This is a genomic window from Rhodococcus sp. 077-4 (assembly GCF_047782425.1).
Lineage (GTDB): Bacteria > Actinomycetota > Actinomycetes > Mycobacteriales > Mycobacteriaceae > Rhodococcoides.
Genome location: NZ_JAJPWC010000003.1, coordinates 351,999 through 369,747, shown reverse-complemented (window position 1 = coordinate 369,747; position 17,749 = coordinate 351,999). Strand labels below are relative to the sequence as shown.

General features: G+C 63.6%; 23 protein-coding genes. 17 read left to right on the top strand and 6 right to left on the bottom strand.

Features of this window, described 5'->3' with window-relative positions:
* The first annotated feature begins 30 nt into the window (after positions 1-30).
* The 8 genes from ACNEOT_RS18100 (at position 31) to ACNEOT_RS18065 (ending at position 5,104) form a co-directional block, all read left to right on the top strand.
* The gene (locus ACNEOT_RS18100) at positions 31-900 is read left to right on the top strand and encodes a helix-turn-helix transcriptional regulator (RefSeq protein WP_415975720.1); all 870 of its coding nucleotides are present in this window, start codon (positions 31-33) and stop codon (positions 898-900) included.
* A 75-nt stretch (positions 901-975) separates the two neighbouring features.
* Positions 976-1,149, top strand: a complete 174-nt coding sequence (locus tag ACNEOT_RS18095) for a CopG family transcriptional regulator (protein ID WP_415975719.1) — start codon at positions 976-978, stop codon at positions 1,147-1,149.
* 4 nt (positions 1,150-1,153) lie between these two features.
* Positions 1,154-1,504 (top strand): VOC family protein, encoded by a 351-nt coding sequence (locus ACNEOT_RS18090; RefSeq protein ID WP_415975717.1) that lies wholly within the window; start codon positions 1,154-1,156, stop codon positions 1,502-1,504.
* A gap of 39 nt (positions 1,505-1,543) precedes the next feature.
* Entirely contained in the window at positions 1,544-2,416 is an 873-nt protein-coding gene (locus ACNEOT_RS18085) for a class I SAM-dependent methyltransferase (protein ID WP_415975716.1), read from the top strand.
* Positions 2,417-2,730: 314 nt separating this feature from the next.
* Entirely contained in the window at positions 2,731-3,198 is a 468-nt protein-coding gene (locus tag ACNEOT_RS18080) for a hypothetical protein (protein WP_415975714.1), read from the top strand.
* Between the two features lie 70 nt (positions 3,199-3,268).
* On the top strand, positions 3,269-3,727 hold the full coding sequence (locus ACNEOT_RS18075) for a nuclear transport factor 2 family protein (RefSeq protein WP_415975712.1): 459 nt from the start codon (positions 3,269-3,271) through the stop codon (positions 3,725-3,727).
* A 69-nt stretch (positions 3,728-3,796) separates the two neighbouring features.
* Positions 3,797-4,201: a GNAT family N-acetyltransferase gene (locus ACNEOT_RS18070; protein ID WP_415975710.1), complete on the top strand. Its 405-nt coding sequence runs from the start codon at positions 3,797-3,799 to the stop codon at positions 4,199-4,201.
* 36 nt (positions 4,202-4,237) lie between these two features.
* The gene (locus ACNEOT_RS18065; RefSeq protein ID WP_415975708.1) at positions 4,238-5,104 is read left to right on the top strand and encodes an alpha/beta hydrolase; all 867 of its coding nucleotides are present in this window, start codon (positions 4,238-4,240) and stop codon (positions 5,102-5,104) included.
* A 27-nt stretch (positions 5,105-5,131) separates the two neighbouring features.
* Here ACNEOT_RS18065 and ACNEOT_RS18060 read toward each other — a convergent pair whose 3' ends face one another.
* Positions 5,132-5,746 (bottom strand): NAD(P)H-dependent oxidoreductase, encoded by a 615-nt coding sequence (locus tag ACNEOT_RS18060; RefSeq protein WP_415975706.1) that lies wholly within the window; start codon positions 5,744-5,746, stop codon positions 5,132-5,134.
* An 80-nt stretch (positions 5,747-5,826) separates the two neighbouring features.
* Here ACNEOT_RS18060 and ACNEOT_RS18055 point away from each other — a divergent pair, with 80 nt between their 5' ends.
* The gene (locus ACNEOT_RS18055; RefSeq protein WP_415975704.1) at positions 5,827-6,402 is read left to right on the top strand and encodes a TetR/AcrR family transcriptional regulator; all 576 of its coding nucleotides are present in this window, start codon (positions 5,827-5,829) and stop codon (positions 6,400-6,402) included.
* 57 nt (positions 6,403-6,459) lie between these two features.
* Here ACNEOT_RS18055 and ACNEOT_RS18050 read toward each other — a convergent pair whose 3' ends face one another.
* Both ACNEOT_RS18050 and ACNEOT_RS18045 read right to left on the bottom strand, forming a co-directional pair.
* Positions 6,460-6,954 carry a DUF6328 family protein gene (locus tag ACNEOT_RS18050; protein ID WP_415975702.1) on the bottom strand — a complete coding sequence of 165 codons (495 nt, stop codon included), beginning with the start codon at positions 6,952-6,954 and terminating at the stop codon, positions 6,460-6,462.
* Positions 6,955-7,017: 63 nt separating this feature from the next.
* A complete protein-coding gene (locus tag ACNEOT_RS18045) occupies positions 7,018-7,479 on the bottom strand; it encodes a VOC family protein (protein ID WP_415975700.1) in 462 nt (153 codons plus the stop codon).
* 105 nt (positions 7,480-7,584) lie between these two features.
* On the opposite strand from ACNEOT_RS18045, the gene ACNEOT_RS18040 reads away from it, so the two are divergent.
* The gene (locus ACNEOT_RS18040) at positions 7,585-8,595 is read left to right on the top strand and encodes a helix-turn-helix transcriptional regulator (RefSeq protein WP_415975698.1); all 1,011 of its coding nucleotides are present in this window, start codon (positions 7,585-7,587) and stop codon (positions 8,593-8,595) included.
* Between the two features lie 7 nt (positions 8,596-8,602).
* Here the strand turns inward: ACNEOT_RS18040 and ACNEOT_RS18035 are convergent, their stop codons facing one another.
* The gene (locus ACNEOT_RS18035; protein WP_415975696.1) at positions 8,603-8,863 is read right to left on the bottom strand and encodes a hypothetical protein; all 261 of its coding nucleotides are present in this window, start codon (positions 8,861-8,863) and stop codon (positions 8,603-8,605) included.
* Positions 8,864-9,024: 161 nt separating this feature from the next.
* On the opposite strand from ACNEOT_RS18035, the gene ACNEOT_RS18030 reads away from it, so the two are divergent.
* The 5 genes from ACNEOT_RS18030 to ACNEOT_RS18010 all read left to right on the top strand — a co-directional run bounded on the left by ACNEOT_RS18030 (position 9,025) and on the right by ACNEOT_RS18010 (position 13,827).
* Positions 9,025-9,558, top strand: coding sequence for a hypothetical protein (locus ACNEOT_RS18030; RefSeq protein WP_415975694.1), 534 nt, complete (start codon positions 9,025-9,027; stop codon positions 9,556-9,558).
* Between the two features lie 144 nt (positions 9,559-9,702).
* Positions 9,703-11,184, top strand: coding sequence for a PepSY-associated TM helix domain-containing protein (locus ACNEOT_RS18025; protein WP_415975692.1), 1,482 nt, complete (start codon positions 9,703-9,705; stop codon positions 11,182-11,184).
* Positions 11,181-11,729: a copper chaperone PCu(A)C gene (locus tag ACNEOT_RS18020; RefSeq protein WP_415975690.1), complete on the top strand. Its 549-nt coding sequence runs from the start codon at positions 11,181-11,183 to the stop codon at positions 11,727-11,729. Before ACNEOT_RS18025 ends, ACNEOT_RS18020 begins: the two co-directional genes overlap by 4 nt.
* Positions 11,722-12,945, top strand: coding sequence for a Dyp-type peroxidase (locus ACNEOT_RS18015; protein ID WP_415975689.1), 1,224 nt, complete (start codon positions 11,722-11,724; stop codon positions 12,943-12,945). Before ACNEOT_RS18020 ends, ACNEOT_RS18015 begins: the two co-directional genes overlap by 8 nt.
* 84 nt (positions 12,946-13,029) lie before the next feature.
* Positions 13,030-13,827, top strand: a complete 798-nt coding sequence (locus tag ACNEOT_RS18010; protein WP_415975688.1) for a DNA-formamidopyrimidine glycosylase family protein — start codon at positions 13,030-13,032, stop codon at positions 13,825-13,827.
* A 119-nt stretch (positions 13,828-13,946) separates the two neighbouring features.
* Here ACNEOT_RS18010 and ACNEOT_RS18005 read toward each other — a convergent pair whose 3' ends face one another.
* Together ACNEOT_RS18005 and ACNEOT_RS18000 are read right to left on the bottom strand one after the other, a co-directional pair.
* Entirely contained in the window at positions 13,947-14,666 is a 720-nt protein-coding gene (locus tag ACNEOT_RS18005; RefSeq protein WP_415975687.1) for an ANTAR domain-containing protein, read from the bottom strand.
* A 221-nt stretch (positions 14,667-14,887) separates the two neighbouring features.
* Complete coding sequence (locus tag ACNEOT_RS18000) at positions 14,888-15,058, bottom strand: CsbD family protein (protein WP_027495724.1); 171 nt, start codon at positions 15,056-15,058, stop codon at positions 14,888-14,890.
* A gap of 148 nt (positions 15,059-15,206) precedes the next feature.
* Here ACNEOT_RS18000 and ACNEOT_RS17995 point away from each other — a divergent pair, with 148 nt between their 5' ends.
* Together ACNEOT_RS17995 and ACNEOT_RS17990 are read left to right on the top strand one after the other, a co-directional pair.
* Positions 15,207-16,190, top strand: coding sequence for a YihY/virulence factor BrkB family protein (locus ACNEOT_RS17995; protein WP_415976354.1), 984 nt, complete (start codon positions 15,207-15,209; stop codon positions 16,188-16,190).
* 525 nt (positions 16,191-16,715) lie between these two features.
* Entirely contained in the window at positions 16,716-17,717 is a 1,002-nt protein-coding gene (locus ACNEOT_RS17990) for a substrate-binding domain-containing protein (protein WP_415975686.1), read from the top strand.
* The last annotated feature ends 32 nt before the right edge of the window (positions 17,718-17,749 follow it).

Here is a 17,749-nt window from a genome sequence, read left to right as displayed (position 1 = left end):
GTCGTCGCAACTGGATCTACGCTGGTTTCCATGGACAATCGCGCCGAGGTTCGGCAATTCCTCACCTCGCGCCGGGCGAAGATCGGCCCGGATGCCGCGGGCCTGCCGGCAGGTACGGGTCGCCGGGTCGCCGGACTTCGACGTAGTGAGGTCGCCATGCTTGCGGGTGTGAGTGTGGAGTACTACGCGAAGTTGGAGCGCGGAGCGATCGGCGGAGCGTCTGCTTCGGTCCTGGATGCTCTTGCCACCGCCCTGCAGTTGGACGGTACCGAGCGCGCGCATCTGTTCGATCTGGCGCGGGCGGCGGATGGAATTCCCACCTCCGGCCGATCTCGACGCCGGACGACGACTGCGTCCGTGCAACGACCGAGTCTGTCCTGGGTGCTGAACACCATCACCGACGGCGTTGCGTTCGTGCGTGATCAACACCAGGATGTCGTGGCCACCAACGCCTTGGGTCGAGCGTTCTACGCGCCGGTGATAGGCGATGGTGGACGCACCCCGAATCTGGCGAGGTTCCAATTCCTGGATCCGGCGTCACGGGAGTTCTATCCCGACTGGGACCGCTTCGCCGAGATGTGTGTGTCGATCATGCGAGCCGAGGCGGGCCGCGATCCGCACGACAAGGGTCTGCAGGACCTGGTCGGCGAATTATCAACGCGGAGCCACACTTTCCGCACCCTGTGGGGAGCGCACGATGTTCGGACCCATGGCACGGGAACCAAGAGATTCCAGCACCCGGTGGTGGGCGAGGTGACTCTCGCCTACGAAGAACTGGCCGTCACCGCCGACCCCGGATCGATTCTGATGATCTACACCGCCGAGCCGGGTTCCCCCAGCGCGGAGCGATTGCGACTCCTTGCGTCGTGGGCATTGGAGCACGACGACAGTCAGGTGTGAGTACATCGGTGTTCCGACATCGAACCGTGCCGCTACCTGTTGACTCATTGATGCTAGCAAGCTAGCTTCCTAGTCGTGAACGACGACGAGGTGAAGCAGTTCAACGTGTACCTCCCGCTCGGGTTGATCAAGCGGGTCAAGTTTCACTCGATCGACTCTGGGCTGTCGTTGTCGGCAATTGCCGCAGAAGCGCTTCGTCAGTACCTCGATGGGCACGAAGACAATCGATCGGACCAAGGACAGGGGTAGAGCAGTGACAACCGACGGAATCGACTCGATCATTCTGGAGACACGCAACTGGGGGAAGTCTGCAAAGTTTTTGCAGAACTTGGGTTTTGCCCTCGAATTCGAGACTGGACACGGATCAGGGCAGCTCCGCAACGGGGCCGGGCTCCCCGTATTCGTCGCGGAGATTCCTGCTGATCGTGACCCGCGCACGGTCCTCGTTCTGAGAGTCGACGACGAAGCGGCCCTCGACATCGGTCCCGATGTCGAGGTCGTTGCACCGTTCGAGGACACCCACTACGGGACAAGGGAAATGACCGTGCGTGACCCGGACGGTCGCATCTGGAGCCTGCAGTCTCAGCCTGACGGCGCGCGCTGACATGGTATGCGATCGTGCGATGCGGAATGGAATTCTGCTGTGACAACGACTGCACCGACCGCTGATGCAACTGCGACGAGGGTTGCTCTGTGGCGGGCGTTGCACCGCGAAACAGACGAGCCACCTTTGGTTTTCGACGATCACGTCGCGCTCGAGCTGGCAAATCCGGAGCCCACGTGGCGCAACAGAGGTGATATGGGGCCCGCGACGGCGCGTGCCCGGGCTTCGATCGTAGCCCGGGCACGACTGGCAGAAGACATCGTCGAGGCGAAGTCACGGGACGGAATCGAACAGTACGTCGTTCTCGGTGCAGGGTTGGACACCTTCGCCCAGCGTCGCACGGATCTCACGAAGACACTCACAGTATTCGAGGTGGACAGGCCGGATACGCAGCGCTGGAAGCGAAGCCGATTGGCCGAACTCGGTCTCGATTCCACTGAACAGACTTTCGTGCCCGTCGACTTCGACCATGGGGAGAACTGGTGGACGAAACTCGAAGAGTCGGGCTTCGATCCGCGGCGAGGCGCAGTATTCGTCTCGTTGGGCGTGAGCATGTATCTCACCGCTCAGGCGAACTCGAAGACCTTCGAGTACATCGGCTCGGGAAGTAATTCTGCGTTCGTGGTCTCGTTTCAAGTGCCGTCCGACATGGTCGAACCGAGCGAGAGGCACACACATCAGTCGGTCAAGCGCGGGGCGCAACAGGGTGGATCGCCGTGGCAATCGGCCTACCGCCCGGAGGACCTGGTAGCACTGGCCACAAAGTGCGGCTTCGGCAGCGTGGAGCATGTGTCACCAGAAGATCTGCGACAGACGTACTTCTGCAGTCGCCCGGACTCGTTGATGCCGTCGAGTATCGAGCATCTCTTGATTGCCGATGAGTCGGGTCGACGAGACGGATCGGCGTCCTGATCCGTACTTTCTAGCAATATCCGTTGCTCGACCCACTCCGATCGGAGAACAATTATGGTTGCCGAAATCTTGTCGACGTTCGGGTGAACAACCCGATACGAGTGGCGCCGGAGTCCGCGACGTCGGTGCCCGACATACCGTCGTGGAGCAGATCCGCTGCTGCGCAACGTCGGAAGTGCCCGAGTCGATCGCGATAACCGTGGTTTGGTGGGTTTCGGATATCGGTTCACGACCTCCGGACCGAAAGGTGCCAAACGGTATTTGTTGGGGCACAATGCTCCTCGAACGGCACTACTCGACGACGGGGACGAGATATGCGAATCTTTGCGCGAACCACCGGTGTTGCTGCAGCAGCGGCCCTTGTGCTCCTGGTGTCACCCGCGTCCGCACTGGCCGCCGAACCCGGGGACGTCACCTACTCTTTCACTGCTGTTGGTTCGAGCATCGAGAACACGATCACGAACGACTCGGGCAACGTGATCACCTGCACGACGTCGCTCGCACCGGCACCTGACGGCGTACTGCCCCCGGTGGGTGAGGTGATCGGGAACGGACAGTCCCTGTACGAGAGCGGGGAGGTGCCGGCAGGTGTCACCAGCACCCAGGTGGTCACCGACGTGCCGGCAGGCACCTACGTCGTCCTGGCCTCGTGTGGTCTGACCGAGGGAGACACCACGACGGTGTGGATTTCGGACTACGAGGGTCTCGAGGGTTTCTTGGCCCAGACCCCCTGGACATCGCACACTGTGCAACAGGCGTCGACCATCGTCACTGTTCGGTAAATCACCGCACATATCGGGCCGACCCGAAATCTGGTTCTTTCGGGATCATTGCAGCGCAGAAGGATTCGACGTGGCCGCAACCCTGGAGCAAGCCTCCTATGTCTTCCGTGAATGGCGCAGACGCATCGAGACACGTGATGCGTCTGCGTTGTCCGAGCTCTATGCGGCGGACGCAGTTCTCGAAAGTCCGCTGGTTCCAGTGCTGTTCGATCTGAGCTCCGGAATTGTCGAGGGGAGAATTGCACTCGACAGCTTCCTGCAGGAAACGACGCGCAAGCGATCCGACGAGAACGCATCACCGTCGCCGCAGAACACGGACATCTTCACGTTCGACGGGCACAGCCTGACCTGGGAATACCCTCGCCAGACACTGAACGGTGACAAGCTCGATCTGGTCGAGGTCGTGGAACTCGACGGCCCCCTCATCTCCAGACACCGAATCTACTGGGATTGGCACGGTATCGCGCACATCAATCCCTCCGACCGACCTCGAATCACGCGACGTGATCGAGTCGGCCAGAGCAGATAGCTGATGCAACGGTCGTAAGGTGCTGACGATCTGTGACTGCACCACGTGCCGCCTCGTTAGAATTCATGCATGTCTGCTGAGGTCGACTTCAGGGTTCGTTTCCCAGTGCTGGATGCGGAAGTATCGAGGCTCCATCACGCTGCCTTCGGCGGGAAATACGAACTCCGGCCATGGCGAGCGCAACTGGAGCAGCGCAGCAAATCGTGGGTGGGCGCATTCGACGGCGACGTGCTGTGTGGATTCGTTCACGCGGTATGGGATGGCGGTCGGCATGCCTTCTTGCTCGATACGGCAGTCGGTCCGGGGATGCAGCGCCGCGGTGTCGGCACCACGCTGGTATCTACTATCGTGTCCGACCTGAAGGCGTCTGGGATCGAGTGGCTTCATGTCGACTACGCGCCGCATCTCACCGAGTTCTACACCGCAGCGTGTGGATTCGAGTCGACCGAAGCAGCCTTGATGCGATTGGCATGAGAAAGTGGACGGGGGGATCGGGACCGAGGGGGCGCGATGAGCGGTGAACAGATGACTTTTGCGGTGGACGGTATCGAAGTGTCCGCCGTGTTGACTCTGCCCGAGGGCAGGGATGCCGTGCCCTACCCGGCGGTCTTCACTGCTCCGGGGTTCGCCGGAGTCAAGGAAATGCTGATTCCGGAATACAGCAGTGAGCTCGCCGACCGTGGGGTCGCGTCACTGGCATTCGACTACCCGGGGTTCGGCGCGAGCGGCGGTGACGTACGCCAGCACATCGATCTGCCTCAGCAGTTGCGGTCTTTCCATGCCGCTCTGGACGCATTGGCCGCCGATCCTCGGATCGATTCCGAGCGAATTGCGGTGTGGGGCACAAGCATGTCCGGAGGACACGCAATAGCTGTAGCCGCCGCAGACCCACGAGTAAAGGCGGTGGCCGCAATCATCCCGTTCATCCGCCTCACTCCCTTCGGCAATCTCGAGCTCGCACCGGTCATCGTTCGGGACGCACTGCGTCGACTGTTTCACAGACCGGGGCTGACCATCCCCGCGGCAGCACGGCCCGGCGAGGTGGCCGCGATGAATTCGGACGGTGCCTACGAGTGGGCGCAGGAAATGGCCCACGGAGCGGAGAGCTACCGCAACGAGGTGACCGTCGCCTCGCTACCACCCATGTTGCGGTGGTCGACGCGCAAGGCCGCGGCCCGTCTCACCGTGCCCGTTCTAGCGATCCTCGCCGAATCCGACACCATCACTCCGCCCGCGCGAGTGCGCAAGGCCCTCGCTGACGTCGACAATGTCGAGTACGTGTCATACCCCGAATCGCACTTCGAGTTGTTCACCGATCATGCTGCCGCAGTTCGCAAATCGACCGTGGACTGGTTGATCGGGCAACTCCTGGCCTGAACTTCGAGCAGTGACGTGCCGGGGTTGTCAGTGGGTGAGGGCCTGCTGTCGGCCGGTCACCCTGGCAGCGATGGCGCTACCGAGATCTGCCACTTCCGCGGCGAGAATGTCACGACTCTTCGTGTCGGATTCATGAACTACCATCGTCGATCCTACTGTTGCCCCGCAGTATTCGACGATTCCACGCTCGATTTGCGTTCGGAATGCGGCGTCGATCCCGTGGCGATCGAAACTGTCGGCGTCGTCGCCGGCAATGGGGACCAGGTGCACGGTGAGTCGATCCAGCTTCTTGACGAAGCCGGTGTCCGCAGTCATGTCGTAGGCCCATCCGCTGACGAAGACCCGATCGATCCATCCTTTGAGCAGTGCGGGCATGGACCACCAGTACATCGGGAAGACGAGAACCAGATGATCGGCACGGTCGATTCTCACCTGCTCGGCGATCACGTCCGCGGGCGTGGTTCCGTTGCCACGGAACAGATCCAGGTCGGCCATGGAGAATCGTGGGTCGAAGTTCTCCGCCGCTAGATCGGCGGTCTCGACGGTGTCGCCCGCAGCGCGGATCGCGTCGGAAACGGACCGCGCGACGTGGTGGGTCAACGAGTCGGGATCGGAGTGGGAGACTACGACGAGTGCGGTCATGGCTGGTTCCTTCGGTAGGATGAGGCGGCTATGTACCAAGAGTAGGTTACTATTCGTATATAGCGCAAGGAGGGCTGGCGATGACACGAACGCGTCTGTCACGATCCGACCGATACGACCAATTGGTCGAGGTCTCCTGGGCTCTCGTACGCGCGGAGGGGGCCGACGCCCTGACGCTCGGCCGACTTGCCGAACATGCCGGCGTGGCGAAACCGGTGGTGTACAGCCACTTCGCCTCACGTGCCGAACTCCTGGCCGCGCTGTTCACCGAATTCGACGACCGACAGGCGTCGATGCTCGAGGAATCCCTCGACGCGGCACCCGCGACGTTGGACGGGCGTGCACGCGCCATCGCCGACTCGTATGTGGGTTGCGCGTTGGCGCAGGGGCGTGAGCTGACGGGTGTGCTTGCGGCATTGGAAGGCTCACCCGAACTCGAACAGGTCAAACGCACCGCTGAACATGCATACTCGGAACGGTGCCGCGAGATCCTGCAGCCGTTCAGTGGCCGAGCCGGACTGTCTGCGCCCTCCCTCACCGCCATATTCGGTGCTGCAGAAGCGTTGTCACACGCCGCCGTGTCCGAGGTGCTCACGCCTGCGCAGGCAACCGGCGAATTGACGGACTTGATCGTCGCGGTCGTCGATAGAGCGTGACACTCGCGCGTCGACAGTGACGCGTGTTCGCGACGCGTGATCGTTGCGGTTCTGCTGTCAGCGATTGCGGTACATGCGGGGCAGCACGAGCCAGCCTGCGATCGCAGACAAGGCCACGACGGCCGCTGCGGGCGCAGCGGCGCGGACCCCGAGCACTATCTCGAACGTCAACGCCGCCGCGCCGACCAGCGTCACACCCAGCATGGCGAGACCGCAGATCGCCAAGGTGTTGCCGACGCGCACAATGACGTCGATTGCGCGCTGGCGAAACAACAATCGGTGCATGCTGACCGGAGCCACGAGCAGAATCGTCGCAATGATCGATGCCGACACCGTCACCAGATAGACCAGGTGTCCGGCCGTCGACAAGTCGTCGAAACGGGCCTGGAACGGCAAGGTGAGCAAGAAACCGGTCAACAGCTGCACCCCGGTCTGCACAACTCGGAGCTCCTGTAGCAGCGCAGACCAGTTTCGGTCCAGTCGTTGAGTCGGAGTTTCGTTGCGCGCCCTGCTGTTCCACTCGAGGTGGTCCTCGTCGTCACCTGTCGTCATCAGTCGAGACTAGTGCGACGAGGAGGCGAGTAGCTCGTTTCCGTACCGGGTTCGCAGGTTCGGTCAGTCGGCGTCGTTGGACGTGGCCACGTCGAGAGACCAGGTCACGCCATAACGGTCGGTGAGCATGCCGAAACCCGGGCTCCATGCCGACGCGGCGAGGGGCTCGACGATCTTTCCTCCTGACGAGAGCGCGTCCCAGTAGCCCTGCAGTTCCTCGATGGTCTGGGCGCGGACCGATACGAAGAAGGGCTGATCGGTGACAGTGGTGCCGTTTTCTCGATAGGTAGCGCCGGTGGCAGCCGCCGCAGTGTGCCCGGGAATGTCGTAGGCCATGATGCGGAATCCGCTCTCGTTTTCCACCCGACCGAACACGACATTGTCGGAGTCCGGAAGGCCCTGGGGCATGCCGACATCGCCGTAGGTCGACATCACAGTCTCGCCCCCGAACACCGATCGATAGAACTCGAGTGCCGCCCGAGCGTCGCCGCGGAAGTTCAAGTGCGTAGTGGTTTCGATCGTCATCGTCTGCTCCTGCTGAGTGCGTCGACGGGGCTCGTTCCCCGCTTCTGGATACCGTGGCACCTGTATAGGACAGTTTCGGTCCTCCACTGCGCTTACGATCGGAACATGAGCGCGACTACTTCTCGGCTGCTGACGTTGTTGTCGTTGCTGCAGGCAAGTCGGGATTGGCCGGGGAGTGTGTTGGCAGAACGCCTCGACGTCAGTCAACGAACGGTTCGGCGTGACGTCGACCGCCTGCGCGAGCTCGGTTACACCATCGCTGCCGCAATGGGGCCCGACGGGGGATACCGCCTCGATGCTGGAAATCGATTGCCGCCGTTGTTGTTCGACGACGATCAGGTTGTGGCGTTGGCTGTCGCGCTACGGTCTGCGGCGCTCGTCGATGCAGGCCTGGACGAAGCGGCACAGCGTGCTCTGACCACCGTGCGTCAGGTGTTGCCGTCCCGGCTGCGGCATCGCCTGGACGATCTCGAATTCACGCCGCTTGCCGACCGTTCGGGAGACGGGCCGAAGAATTCGGTGTCGGCCGAGGTGCTCGTGGAGTTGTCGACCGCGATCAGGTCTCGTACGGCTGTTCGCTTCCACTACGCGGGTGGCTCACGCAACGCTTCCGACCCCGATCCGATGCCCCCGCGCTCGGTGGAGCCGCACCACCTGGTCACGTCCCGCGGGAGGTGGTACCTGGTCGGGTGGAGCCGCGACAGCCACGATTGGCGAGTATTCAGGGTCGACCGCATGGCTCTTCGAATGCCGCACGGTCCACGATTCGATCCCCGGATTGTCCCCGGTGATGATGTCGCGGCGTTCGTATCGGCACGGTTCAAAGGTTCCGCCGAGGTCGATCGATGGCCCTGCCGCGGAAGTGTTGTCCTGCACCGGCCTGCGGCAGAGGTTGTGCCCTTCGCAGGCGACGGCGTTGTCGAGGACATCGGCCCCGATCGGTGCAGGCTCGAAGGCGGATCGTGGTCATGGACGGCTCTTGCGGCGTGGCTCAACGGATTCGACACCGACGTGGACGTCCTCGGCCCCATCGAATTGGTTCACGCATTCGACCGACTCGCCCGACGTAATTCGAGGACCGCGCATCCGATGCGGCCGACCGACGCCCGGGGATAGGGCGGCGTCACCTGGCGCTCTGGCGTTGCCCCGTCGTCAGGAGGAAGCGGCTGTGCAGGGCGTCGAGTTGTCGATGCAACTCGTAGAGCGCCTGCTTCTGCGTCTGAGCTTCGTCGCTGTGCCATACATGGCTACGAGAATCGCCGACCCGCAACGCCTTGCGGGCGAGGTTTTCGGACTCCTCGACGCGACTCGACGCGGCTGCGATCTCAGCAGTCAACATGTCGGCGAACACCCGCGCCTGGGCGGCGTCCGAACTTTCTGCCATGTGCGTCCACTCTCGATCTCGAGGTTCGGCCATTGATGATTTGAATACCGAAGATCAGGATAGCCAATACCAAAAAGACCGTCGGACCGGCTTGCCGATTTTTCGTCGACGCTCACAGCTTCCGACTACTACGCGAAGTAGTCGATAGTAGGCTTCCCGTCATGTCTGCAACCACGGATGGATTCGCGCCCCTGCGCGGGGCATCCGTGGGCGGCCTGTCTGCCGTGGTCACTGCCGCAGCCCACACTTTCGGTGGCGGGATGTTTCCCTCCGAGGCGGCCCTGGTGCTGTTGGCACTCGTATGCGCGGCAATCGGATATGCAACCGCTGCGGCACCGATTCTGTTCGCGCCGCGCGCACAGCTGCTGGTGGTCCTGGCTGCTGCGCAGTCGATCGGTCACCTGTTGCTCACGGTCGTCGACGGTCACCATCACGGTCCGATCATCACTCATCAGATGCTCGCTGCCCATGCGGTTGCGGTACTGGTCGGCGCACTGGCAATCCGCGGAGCCGAGCGCGGCATCCGACGCGCGGTGACCTCGCTGCGCAAGACCCTGCCCCTGCTCGCAGCACTCGTCGTGGTCGACGAATCTCGCATCGCTCCTGAGCTCCCGGTATACCGAACACCGGGATCGCCGCGACTGCTGGACCTCTCGGGCTGCGGAAACCGCGGACCGCCTCCGCGTCGAGCCTGACCGCAACTCTCACTCTCACCCGCCCTGCAACGTAGGCATCGGGTGCGAGCTGTCGCTGTCCTGTCGACGGACCACACCTCGCGCGATCCGCGCTGTCTCGCGCCTACTCGCGCGCCCATTCGTACCCTCGTGAAACGAGCCCTCATGTCCACACCCGAAATGGAACGCGTCGCCGATCCATCCCCGCCCACCCATCATCACAGTCGCCGCAGTTGGCGTCCGCTGATCCTGCGGTTGCACTTCTACGCGGGCATCCTGATTGCACCCTTCATCCTGATCGCCACCATCAGCGGCGGCCTCTATGCCGTCGCACCGACCATCGAACAACTGGTCTACCGCGACTACCTTCACGTGGATTCGACCGGACCGGCCGTCCCCGTTGCACAACAGATTCGGGCGGCTCAGGCCGAGCGCCCGGATCTCACCGTCGCCGCCGTCCGCCCCGCCGCCGAGGCCGGCGACACCACGAGGGTGTTGTTCACCGACCCGAGCTCGGGAGAATCCGAGCGGCTCGCCGTTTTCGTCGACCCCGCCACCGCAACGCCCGTCGGTGAGCTGGCGGTCTACGGGTCGTCGAGCGCCTTGCCGATACGCACCTGGATATCCGAGCTGCATCGGCACTTGCATCTGGGGGAGCCCGGACGGCTCTACAGCGAACTCGCCGCGTCCTGGCTGTGGGTGATCGCGCTCGGTGGTCTCTACCTGTGGGTCGAGCGCTCTCGACGGAGAGCCAGACCACTGACATTCGATCGCAAGTCCACGGGGCGCAACAGGACACTGAATTGGCATGGGGTGGTCGGAATCTGGATCGCAGTGGGGCTGATCTTTCTCTCTGCTACCGGACTGACGTGGTCCACCTACGCAGGCGAGAACGTGACCGATCTGCGTACGGCTCTGAGTTGGACTACCCCCGCCATCACCTCGACCATCGGATCTGTCGACGCGGCGGCCATGGGAGACCATGCAGGGCACGGCGGTCATTCGATGGACATGCCCGCCACCGCCGCGAGCACCGACGGCAATGTCGCTCGCATCGACTCGGTGCTGGACATCGCACGGGCGAACGGTATCGGCGGTGCGGTGGAGGCATCGGTTCCGGCGTCGGACCGAGTGGCGTTCGTCGTCGCCCAGACTCGTCAGCCCTGGGTGATGTCCAACAACTCCATCTCGATCGACGGCAGCACCGGAGCGGTGATCGACACGCTGTACTTCTCCGACTGGCCCCTTGCCGCGAAGCTGGCGGCCTGGGGAATTCAACTGCACATGGGAACGCTCTTCGGCGTGGCCAATCAGCTTGCGCTGCTTGCTCTTGCAGTCGCGCTGGCGTCGGTGATCGTTCGCGGCTACCTGATGTGGTGGAAGCGGCGGCCGACCCGGTCGACCGGTCTCACCGCCGGGAGACCGCCCCTGCGTGGCGGAATCCGGCGCATCTCACCGATCTCGGTCGCGATACTGACCGTCGTCGCGGTCGCAGTGGGCTGGTTCGTCCCGCTCCTCGGCCTGAGCCTCGTTGCCTTCCTCGCGGTCGACGTCGCCATCGGTTTCGTGCGCAGAGCACGAGCCAGAGTGGCGAATACCGTTGTCTCCGAGCCTGTTACCTCCCGACACGAAAGCGAACTCGCATGAAATTCTCCCGACGCACCTCGACGTTGACGGCCGCAGTGTCGGCCACCGCTCTGATCCTCTCCGGTTGTTCGAGCAACGAACCTGCAACCACGGCACCGGAGTCCGACTCTCTCGTCGTCCGCGAGCAGTGGGTCAAAGCTGCCGACTCGGGTATGACCGCGGCCTTTGCCGAACTGCAGAACACCGGCGACTCCGACGTGCACGTGGTCGGGGCATCGTCTCCGTCCTCGAGCCGAATGGAGCTGCACGAGATGGCAACCGGGGCCGACGGGGCCATGGTGATGCGGCCCAAGGACGGCGGTTTCGTCATCCCTGCGGGTGGCACGCACGTGCTGGCCGCGGGCGGTGATCACCTGATGTTGATGGACGTCACGTCGCCGCTCACCCCTGGATCCGACGCGGAGTTCACGCTCGAGTTCGAGGATGCGTCGACGACGACGTTCACTGCGCAGGTCCGCGACTTCTCCGGTGCCCAGGAGAACTACCAGCCCGGCGGGATGTCGATGAACGGGTCGGCGACCCCAGCGCCGGCCAACGGTGGCTGAGGTCGAAGGCCGCTCATCGCGCGCGATCAACCGGCGACGCCTCCTCGGTGGAGGCGTCGCCGCGTTGGGCGTCGCGGGCGTCGGAGCGGTGAGCGGCTACGGAATGGTCGACAACCCGACCGATACGACAATTTCCGGCGGCGACACGGTGCCGTGGAACGGCCTGCATCAGGCGGGTGTCGATACCGTTCCACCCCAATCGCATTCGGCGTTCGTCGGGCTGAACCTGCAGGACAGCGTCAGGCGAGACCAGGTGATCGGAATCCTGAAGGTCTGGACCGAGGACATCGGTCGGTTGACTGTCGGTGTTCCTGCGCTGGCCGACACCGAACCGGAATTGGCGCTTCGGCCCGCTCGTCTGACGATCACGGTAGGCCTCGGCCCTGGAGCGTTCGATGCGATCGACTTGCCCGATCGGCGGCCGTCGTGGCTGGCACCGCTGCCCGCATTCGGAATCGACCGTCTGGAAACAGGATTCACCGGCGGAGATCTGCTGCTGCAGGTGTGTTCGGACGACCCGGTCACCGTTGCCCATGCAGTACGGGTGCTCACCAAGAACGTTCGCTCGCTGGTGACCGTGGCCTGGACCCAGCGTGGGTTCCGTCGATCGAGGGGCACCGAGGAGTCCGGCACCACGATGCGAAACCTGATGGGTCAGGTCGACGGTACGGTCAATCCCTCGGCCGGAACCACGGACTTCGACACACTGGTCTGGGACGACGGCAGCGAGCAACCGTGGATGCAGCACGGTACGTCGATGGTGTTGCGCCGCATCCGAATCGAGATGGACACCTGGGACGAACTGGACCGATCGGGCCGAGAGTTGTCGGTAGGGCGAAAGTTGGACACCGGTGCACCGTTGACCGGGAAATCCGAGTTCGACGTCGCAGATTTCGAGGCAACGGATCGCTTCGGGATACCGGTCATTCCGCCGTCCTCGCACATTGCGCGGGCACGGCACACTCACGATGGTGAGCGAATCTTCAGGCGGGCGTACAACTACGACGATCCACCGGTGCCCGGATCGCTCTCGAACTCGGGTCTGCTGTTCGCGAGCTACCAGCGGGATGTGATCGGCCAGTTCCTGCCCATTCAGCAGCGCCTCGCCGAGTTCGACGCGCTCAACGAGTGGACGACGCCGATCGGCTCCGCTGTGTTCGCGATACTGCCAGGGGTGGCCGACGGGAAATATCTGGGGCAGAGCTTGTTCGGGTGACCGAGACGGCGCGTCCGAGCGTTCACGGTCGTCGCCGCGTTCCGTGCGTGATTGCGGTTCGTTCGAGCGGGATACACGAGGTCCATGCCCGAAGGCGACACCGTGTACGCACTTGCAGCAAGGTTGCGTCGAGCATTGGACGGCGCAACCTTGCGGGCCGGACGGCTCGAGGTGCCCGCCCATGCGGTGGAGAACTTGGCCGGGCGCACCGTCGTCGCGCATCGGACCCACGGCAAGCATCTGCTCACCGATTTCGACGACGACACGACGCTGCACACGCATCTGCGCATGAGCGGTTCGTGGACGGTGGTGCGGGCAGGCCGTTCGATTCCGCAGCGCGTGCGACCCGACGTGCGCGTCCGGCTGGCCGTGGTGGACGGGCCCACCGCGTACGGGATGCTGCTGCCGGTGGTCGATTACGGATACACCCGGCAGATGAACGAGCTGATCTCGCATCTGGGGCCGGACCCACTGCATCCGGTGTTCGACGCCGATCGCGGAGCTTCCAACGTCCTCGCTCAGAAGGACCGGCCGATCATCTCGACGCTGCTCGATCAGCGGGTCATCGCGGGCCCGGGAAATCTGTGGGCCAACGAGCTCTGCTTCCTTCGAGGGCTGTGGCCGTGGACTCCGTCGGGTGATGTCGACGCACAGAAGCTGGTGGCGCTGCTCGAGCGAACGATGCGTCATTCGGCCACAGTTCCGGGCGCGATGCAGGTGACGACCGGGGACACTCGACGGGGCCGTACGCATTGGGTCGCCGGCCGAGCCGGGAAACCGTGCCTGCGGTGCGGAACGACCGTCCGGGTGGTCGCGGAGATCCCCGGTGACCCGGACAAGCGTCGAACATGGTGGTGTCCGCACTGCCAACCGGAGCGCTAGCGACGAGCGGTCGATCGCTGTTGTCTCAACGACATAACCGCCCGCGGGTAACGCGTGTTGCTCGTGCGGTACCACCGACAGCCATTCCTCGAAAGCAGCGAATCGAAACCCGTCCGAGCTCAGAAGGTCGAGTTCGTCGGGTGATCGGTGTCCACCAGTTCTCTTGCCACGCGGTGCAGAGGGAGATTCTGCTGTTGGGACAATTCCGCCAAGAGGTCGAACGCCTGCACCGCGTCGAGGTCGTAGCGCTCCATGATCATGCCCTTGGCCTGGCCGATGATGTCTCGGCTGGCGAGGCCGGTTCGGAACTGTTCGTTGTCGCGGGCGCTGAGCATCGCGATGGCCGCGTGGGCCGAGAGCGCTTCGCCGATGGTGACCGCTTCGGCATCGAAGGCACCGGTCGCGGCGCTGTAGAGCACGAGCGCACCGATGTCGTCGGCATTACTGAAGAGCTGAAACGCGGCGAGAGACTTGAACCCCTCTTCGACGGCGCTGGCAGCGAACCGAGGCCAGCGATCCTCGTCGGTCAGATCGTCGGCGACGACGACGTCGAAGTGGTGAACCTCGGTAGGAATGGGGCCTTCCTGCATCTCGTACTGCAGGCGGCACAGCTTCTCTGCGAGCGGATCGGTCGAGGCGACCACTGTCCGCACGCCCTTGTTCACCGTCGTGATGCATCCGGTGATGGCGCCCGGAATCATGGTGGTGGCCGTGCGCAGAATCTCGTGCAGCGTCTGCGACATCGAGCGTCGAGTGTCGCGCAGCGAGCGGGCGAATTCGGCCAGGTCGGTGACGTCCGCGGATGCGGTTGTGTCGGCTCCGACAGAAGGGTGCGGCATGCACGGTCCTCTCGCATGGGACCCCTGCCGCCCTGTTGTCGGAGAGATCCACGATCATGCGCCTTCTGCTGGACGCCCCTCATCGGCCGGCTGAGCCGACTTCGGTGATGCTATACGGATCGGGCGAAAGGTTGTACATAGAACCTTCAGCACCAGCAGTGGTGCCTGGGAACGCCGCGGGGGCCGCCGATCTCGCGATCGACGGCCCCCGCGGGCGTGGACTACTTGAAGGTGTCCTTGATGTTCTCGCCGACCTTCTTCACACCGGCCGAACCCTGGTCCTTCTTGCCTTCGGCCTCGAGGTCCTTGTTGTTCGTGGCGTCGCCGACAACTTCCTTGGCCTTGCCGATGGCGTCTTCTGCTGCGTTCTTGGCCTTGTCGATGAAGCTCATGTGAGTTCCTCTCTCGTTTCGGTCAGTTCGATAGTTGGTCGAAGCCCGAACCGAAAAGCGCACGCGCAGTCAGTGAGATCTGGGTCACGCATCGTGCGTGCCCCGGTGACGTTTCCGGTGGGGCTGCGGTGGATACATTCGATCGATGATGGTCGGCAAGGTGGACAGCTTTCAGCGCAGACACCCGTCGGCGGGTTTCCCGCTCGCGGTTCTGTACAAGTTTCTCGACGATCGAGGTGGGTATCTCGCGGCCCTCATCGCGTACTACTCGTTTCTGTCGCTGTTTCCGCTGCTGTTGCTGTTCACCACGGTGCTGGGCATCGTGCTGGCAGGCGACCCGGAACTGCAGACCCGCATCATCGATTCGGCGATGAGTCAGATTCCCGTCATCGGCGATCAACTCGGCCAGCCTGACCGCCTCAGCGGCGGAACGACCGCCATCGTCATCGGCGTGGTGGGATCGCTGTACGGCGGACTCGGAGTGTCGCTGGCCGCGCAGTACGCGATGAACACCGCATGGTCGGTGCCGCGAAACGAGCAACCGGATCCGATCAAGGGTCGCCTGCGCGGGCTGGTGCTGCTCAGTACCGTCGGCACCGCCATCATCGGTCTGACGGTCCTCAACGGAGTCGCGTCCTCCGGCGTGTTCGGCTTCGCCGGCGGTGCACTGGCACTCGTCGGGGCGGTCGTGGTGAATGCCGTGGTCTTCATCGCTGCGTTCCGAATCGGGACCGCGCGCGCTCTGAGTGTGCGCGAGGTTCTACCCGGTGCTGCCATCGCCGCGGTGATCTGGCAGGCGTTGCAATCGTTCGGCGGAATCTACATTCGCTACGTCGTCGGCAACGCCAGCGCCAGCAACGGGATCTTCGCTATCGTCCTCGGCCTGCTCGGCTTCCTGTACGTCTCGTCGGTTCTGATCGTGCTGTGCATCGAAATCAACGCCGTCCGAGTCGACCACCTGCACCCACGTGCGCTGCTGACGCCGTTCACCGACAACGTCGAACTCACCGAAGGTGACAAGAATTCCTACACCGGCCAGGCAGAAGCGCAGCGCAACAAGGGGTTTCAGGACATCACCGTCACGTACGACGAACCGGACTCGGTGACGGGGGAGGGCTCGCCGAGTACGTGACCTGAACTGGAGTTCGGTGGGTTCGCTGGTTTATCGGGGCGGGGCAAACGCGCGCGCGCTCGTCAGGTGCGCGTGAAATCGCCAGTGGGGCGGGCACTATTTTGCGCGCGGATGGCAAGTGCGCGCGCGTTTGCGGAGACTGGCGGTGCGGCGAGGGCTGGGGTGCGTCCGCCGCGAATCGGTGATCGAACAGGTGACGAGTTGGGGCCCGGTGGGTTCGCTGGTTGATCGGGGCGGGGCAAACGCGCGCGCATTCGTCAGGTGCGCGTGAAATCGCCAGTGGACTGGTCACTATTTTGCGCGCGGATGGCAAGTGCGCGCGCGTTTGCGGGGACTGGGGCGCCGAAGACTAGCGGAGGCATGGGCCGTGGCATCGAGTGACCCCCGTCACGAACCGGCTGCCCGGTCGGCCGAAAAAGAATCCTGGTTTGTTTTCGCGAAAGCGCATGCGCAAGCGCTTGTACGCGCTTTAGGCTCCTGCAATCGAGCGACGCGACCGCGTGGCTAGGGGACAAGGGAGTCCACATGTTCAATCACCGTCGGAAGTCCGTACTGACGATCGGAACCGCGATCATGGCCGGTTCGCTCGTACTCGGTGGCCTCACCGGCTGCAGCAGTTCGGACTCGGACAGCGTCAAGGTCGGCCTCATCACCAAGACGGATTCCAATCCGTACTTCGTGAAGCTGCGCGAGGCAGCGCAGGCGAAGGCGGACTCCAGCGGTGCCGAGCTGGTGGCTCTGGCCGGTGCGTTCGACGGTGACAACGAAGGCCAGGTCGCAGCCATCGAGAACCTGGTGGGGCAGGGCGTCAAGGGCATCCTGATCACCCCGAACTCGTCCACCGGCGTGCTGGACGCGATCAAGAAGGCCCGTGACGCCGGCGTCGTCGTCATCGCCCTCGACACCGCCACGGACCCCGAGGACGCGGTCGACGCCACGTTCGCCACCGACAACATGGCGGCAGGCGTGAGCCAGGGCGAATGGGTCAAGGGCACGTTGGGAACCACTGCACCCCAGGTCATCATGCTCGACGGCACCGCGGGCGGCACGGTCGACACCTTCCGTCACGACGGGTTCCTCGAGGGCATGGGCCTGACCGACGGCTCGTCGGAGATCGTCGGCCAGGAGAACACCAACGGCGATCAGACCAAGGCGCAGACCGCCATGGAGAACCTGCTGCAGCGTGCACCGGGCGTCAATGCGCTGTACACGATCAACGAGCCCGCAGCAGCGGGTGCGTACCAGGCGATCCAGTCCGCGGGCCGCACCGATCAGATCACCATCGGCTCGATCGACGGTAGCTGCACCGGCATCGCGAACGTCAAGTCCGGCATCATCGGCGCGACGGTGCTTCAGTTCCCGGCGAAGATGGCCGAGCAGGGCGTCGACGCAGTGGTCAAATTCGCCAAGGACGGCACCAAGCCCAGCGGTTTCAACGACACTGGCTCGCAGCTCGTCACCGACAAGCCCGTTGCCGGAATCGATTCCAAGGACACCGCATGGGGCGAAGCGAATTGCTGGGGCTGATCGCGAAACACCGTCGAGCACGAGGGATTGAT

Excerpts from the sequence above, each read along its gene's own strand:
- ACNEOT_RS18000 (WP_027495724.1), bottom strand. The coding sequence starts at position 15,058 with ATGAGCTTCATCGACAAGGCCAAGAACGCAGCAGAAGACGCCATCGGC.
- ACNEOT_RS18020 (WP_415975690.1), top strand. The coding sequence starts at position 11,181 with ATGAAATTCTCCCGACGCACCTCGACGTTGACGGCCGCAGTGTCGGCC.
- ACNEOT_RS17990 (WP_415975686.1), top strand. The coding sequence starts at position 16,716 with ATGTTCAATCACCGTCGGAAGTCCGTACTGACGATCGGAACCGCGATC.
- ACNEOT_RS18055 (WP_415975704.1), top strand. The coding sequence starts at position 5,827 with ATGACACGAACGCGTCTGTCACGATCCGACCGATACGACCAATTGGTC.
- ACNEOT_RS18010 (WP_415975688.1), top strand. The coding sequence starts at position 13,030 with ATGCCCGAAGGCGACACCGTGTACGCACTTGCAGCAAGGTTGCGTCGA.
- ACNEOT_RS18035 (WP_415975696.1), bottom strand. The coding sequence starts at position 8,863 with ATGGCAGAAAGTTCGGACGCCGCCCAGGCGCGGGTGTTCGCCGACATG.
- ACNEOT_RS18045 (WP_415975700.1), bottom strand. The coding sequence starts at position 7,479 with ATGACGATCGAAACCACTACGCACTTGAACTTCCGCGGCGACGCTCGG.
- ACNEOT_RS18030 (WP_415975694.1), top strand. The coding sequence starts at position 9,025 with ATGTCTGCAACCACGGATGGATTCGCGCCCCTGCGCGGGGCATCCGTG.
- ACNEOT_RS18040 (WP_415975698.1), top strand. The coding sequence starts at position 7,585 with ATGAGCGCGACTACTTCTCGGCTGCTGACGTTGTTGTCGTTGCTGCAG.
- ACNEOT_RS18100 (WP_415975720.1), top strand. The coding sequence starts at position 31 with ATGGACAATCGCGCCGAGGTTCGGCAATTCCTCACCTCGCGCCGGGCG.
- ACNEOT_RS18070 (WP_415975710.1), top strand. The coding sequence starts at position 3,797 with ATGTCTGCTGAGGTCGACTTCAGGGTTCGTTTCCCAGTGCTGGATGCG.
- ACNEOT_RS18050 (WP_415975702.1), bottom strand. The coding sequence starts at position 6,954 with ATGACGACAGGTGACGACGAGGACCACCTCGAGTGGAACAGCAGGGCG.
- ACNEOT_RS18025 (WP_415975692.1), top strand. The coding sequence starts at position 9,703 with ATGTCCACACCCGAAATGGAACGCGTCGCCGATCCATCCCCGCCCACC.
- ACNEOT_RS18065 (WP_415975708.1), top strand. The coding sequence starts at position 4,238 with ATGAGCGGTGAACAGATGACTTTTGCGGTGGACGGTATCGAAGTGTCC.
- ACNEOT_RS17995 (WP_415976354.1), top strand. The coding sequence starts at position 15,207 with ATGGTCGGCAAGGTGGACAGCTTTCAGCGCAGACACCCGTCGGCGGGT.
- ACNEOT_RS18005 (WP_415975687.1), bottom strand. The coding sequence starts at position 14,666 with ATGCCGCACCCTTCTGTCGGAGCCGACACAACCGCATCCGCGGACGTC.
- ACNEOT_RS18060 (WP_415975706.1), bottom strand. The coding sequence starts at position 5,746 with ATGACCGCACTCGTCGTAGTCTCCCACTCCGATCCCGACTCGTTGACC.
- ACNEOT_RS18080 (WP_415975714.1), top strand. The coding sequence starts at position 2,731 with ATGCGAATCTTTGCGCGAACCACCGGTGTTGCTGCAGCAGCGGCCCTT.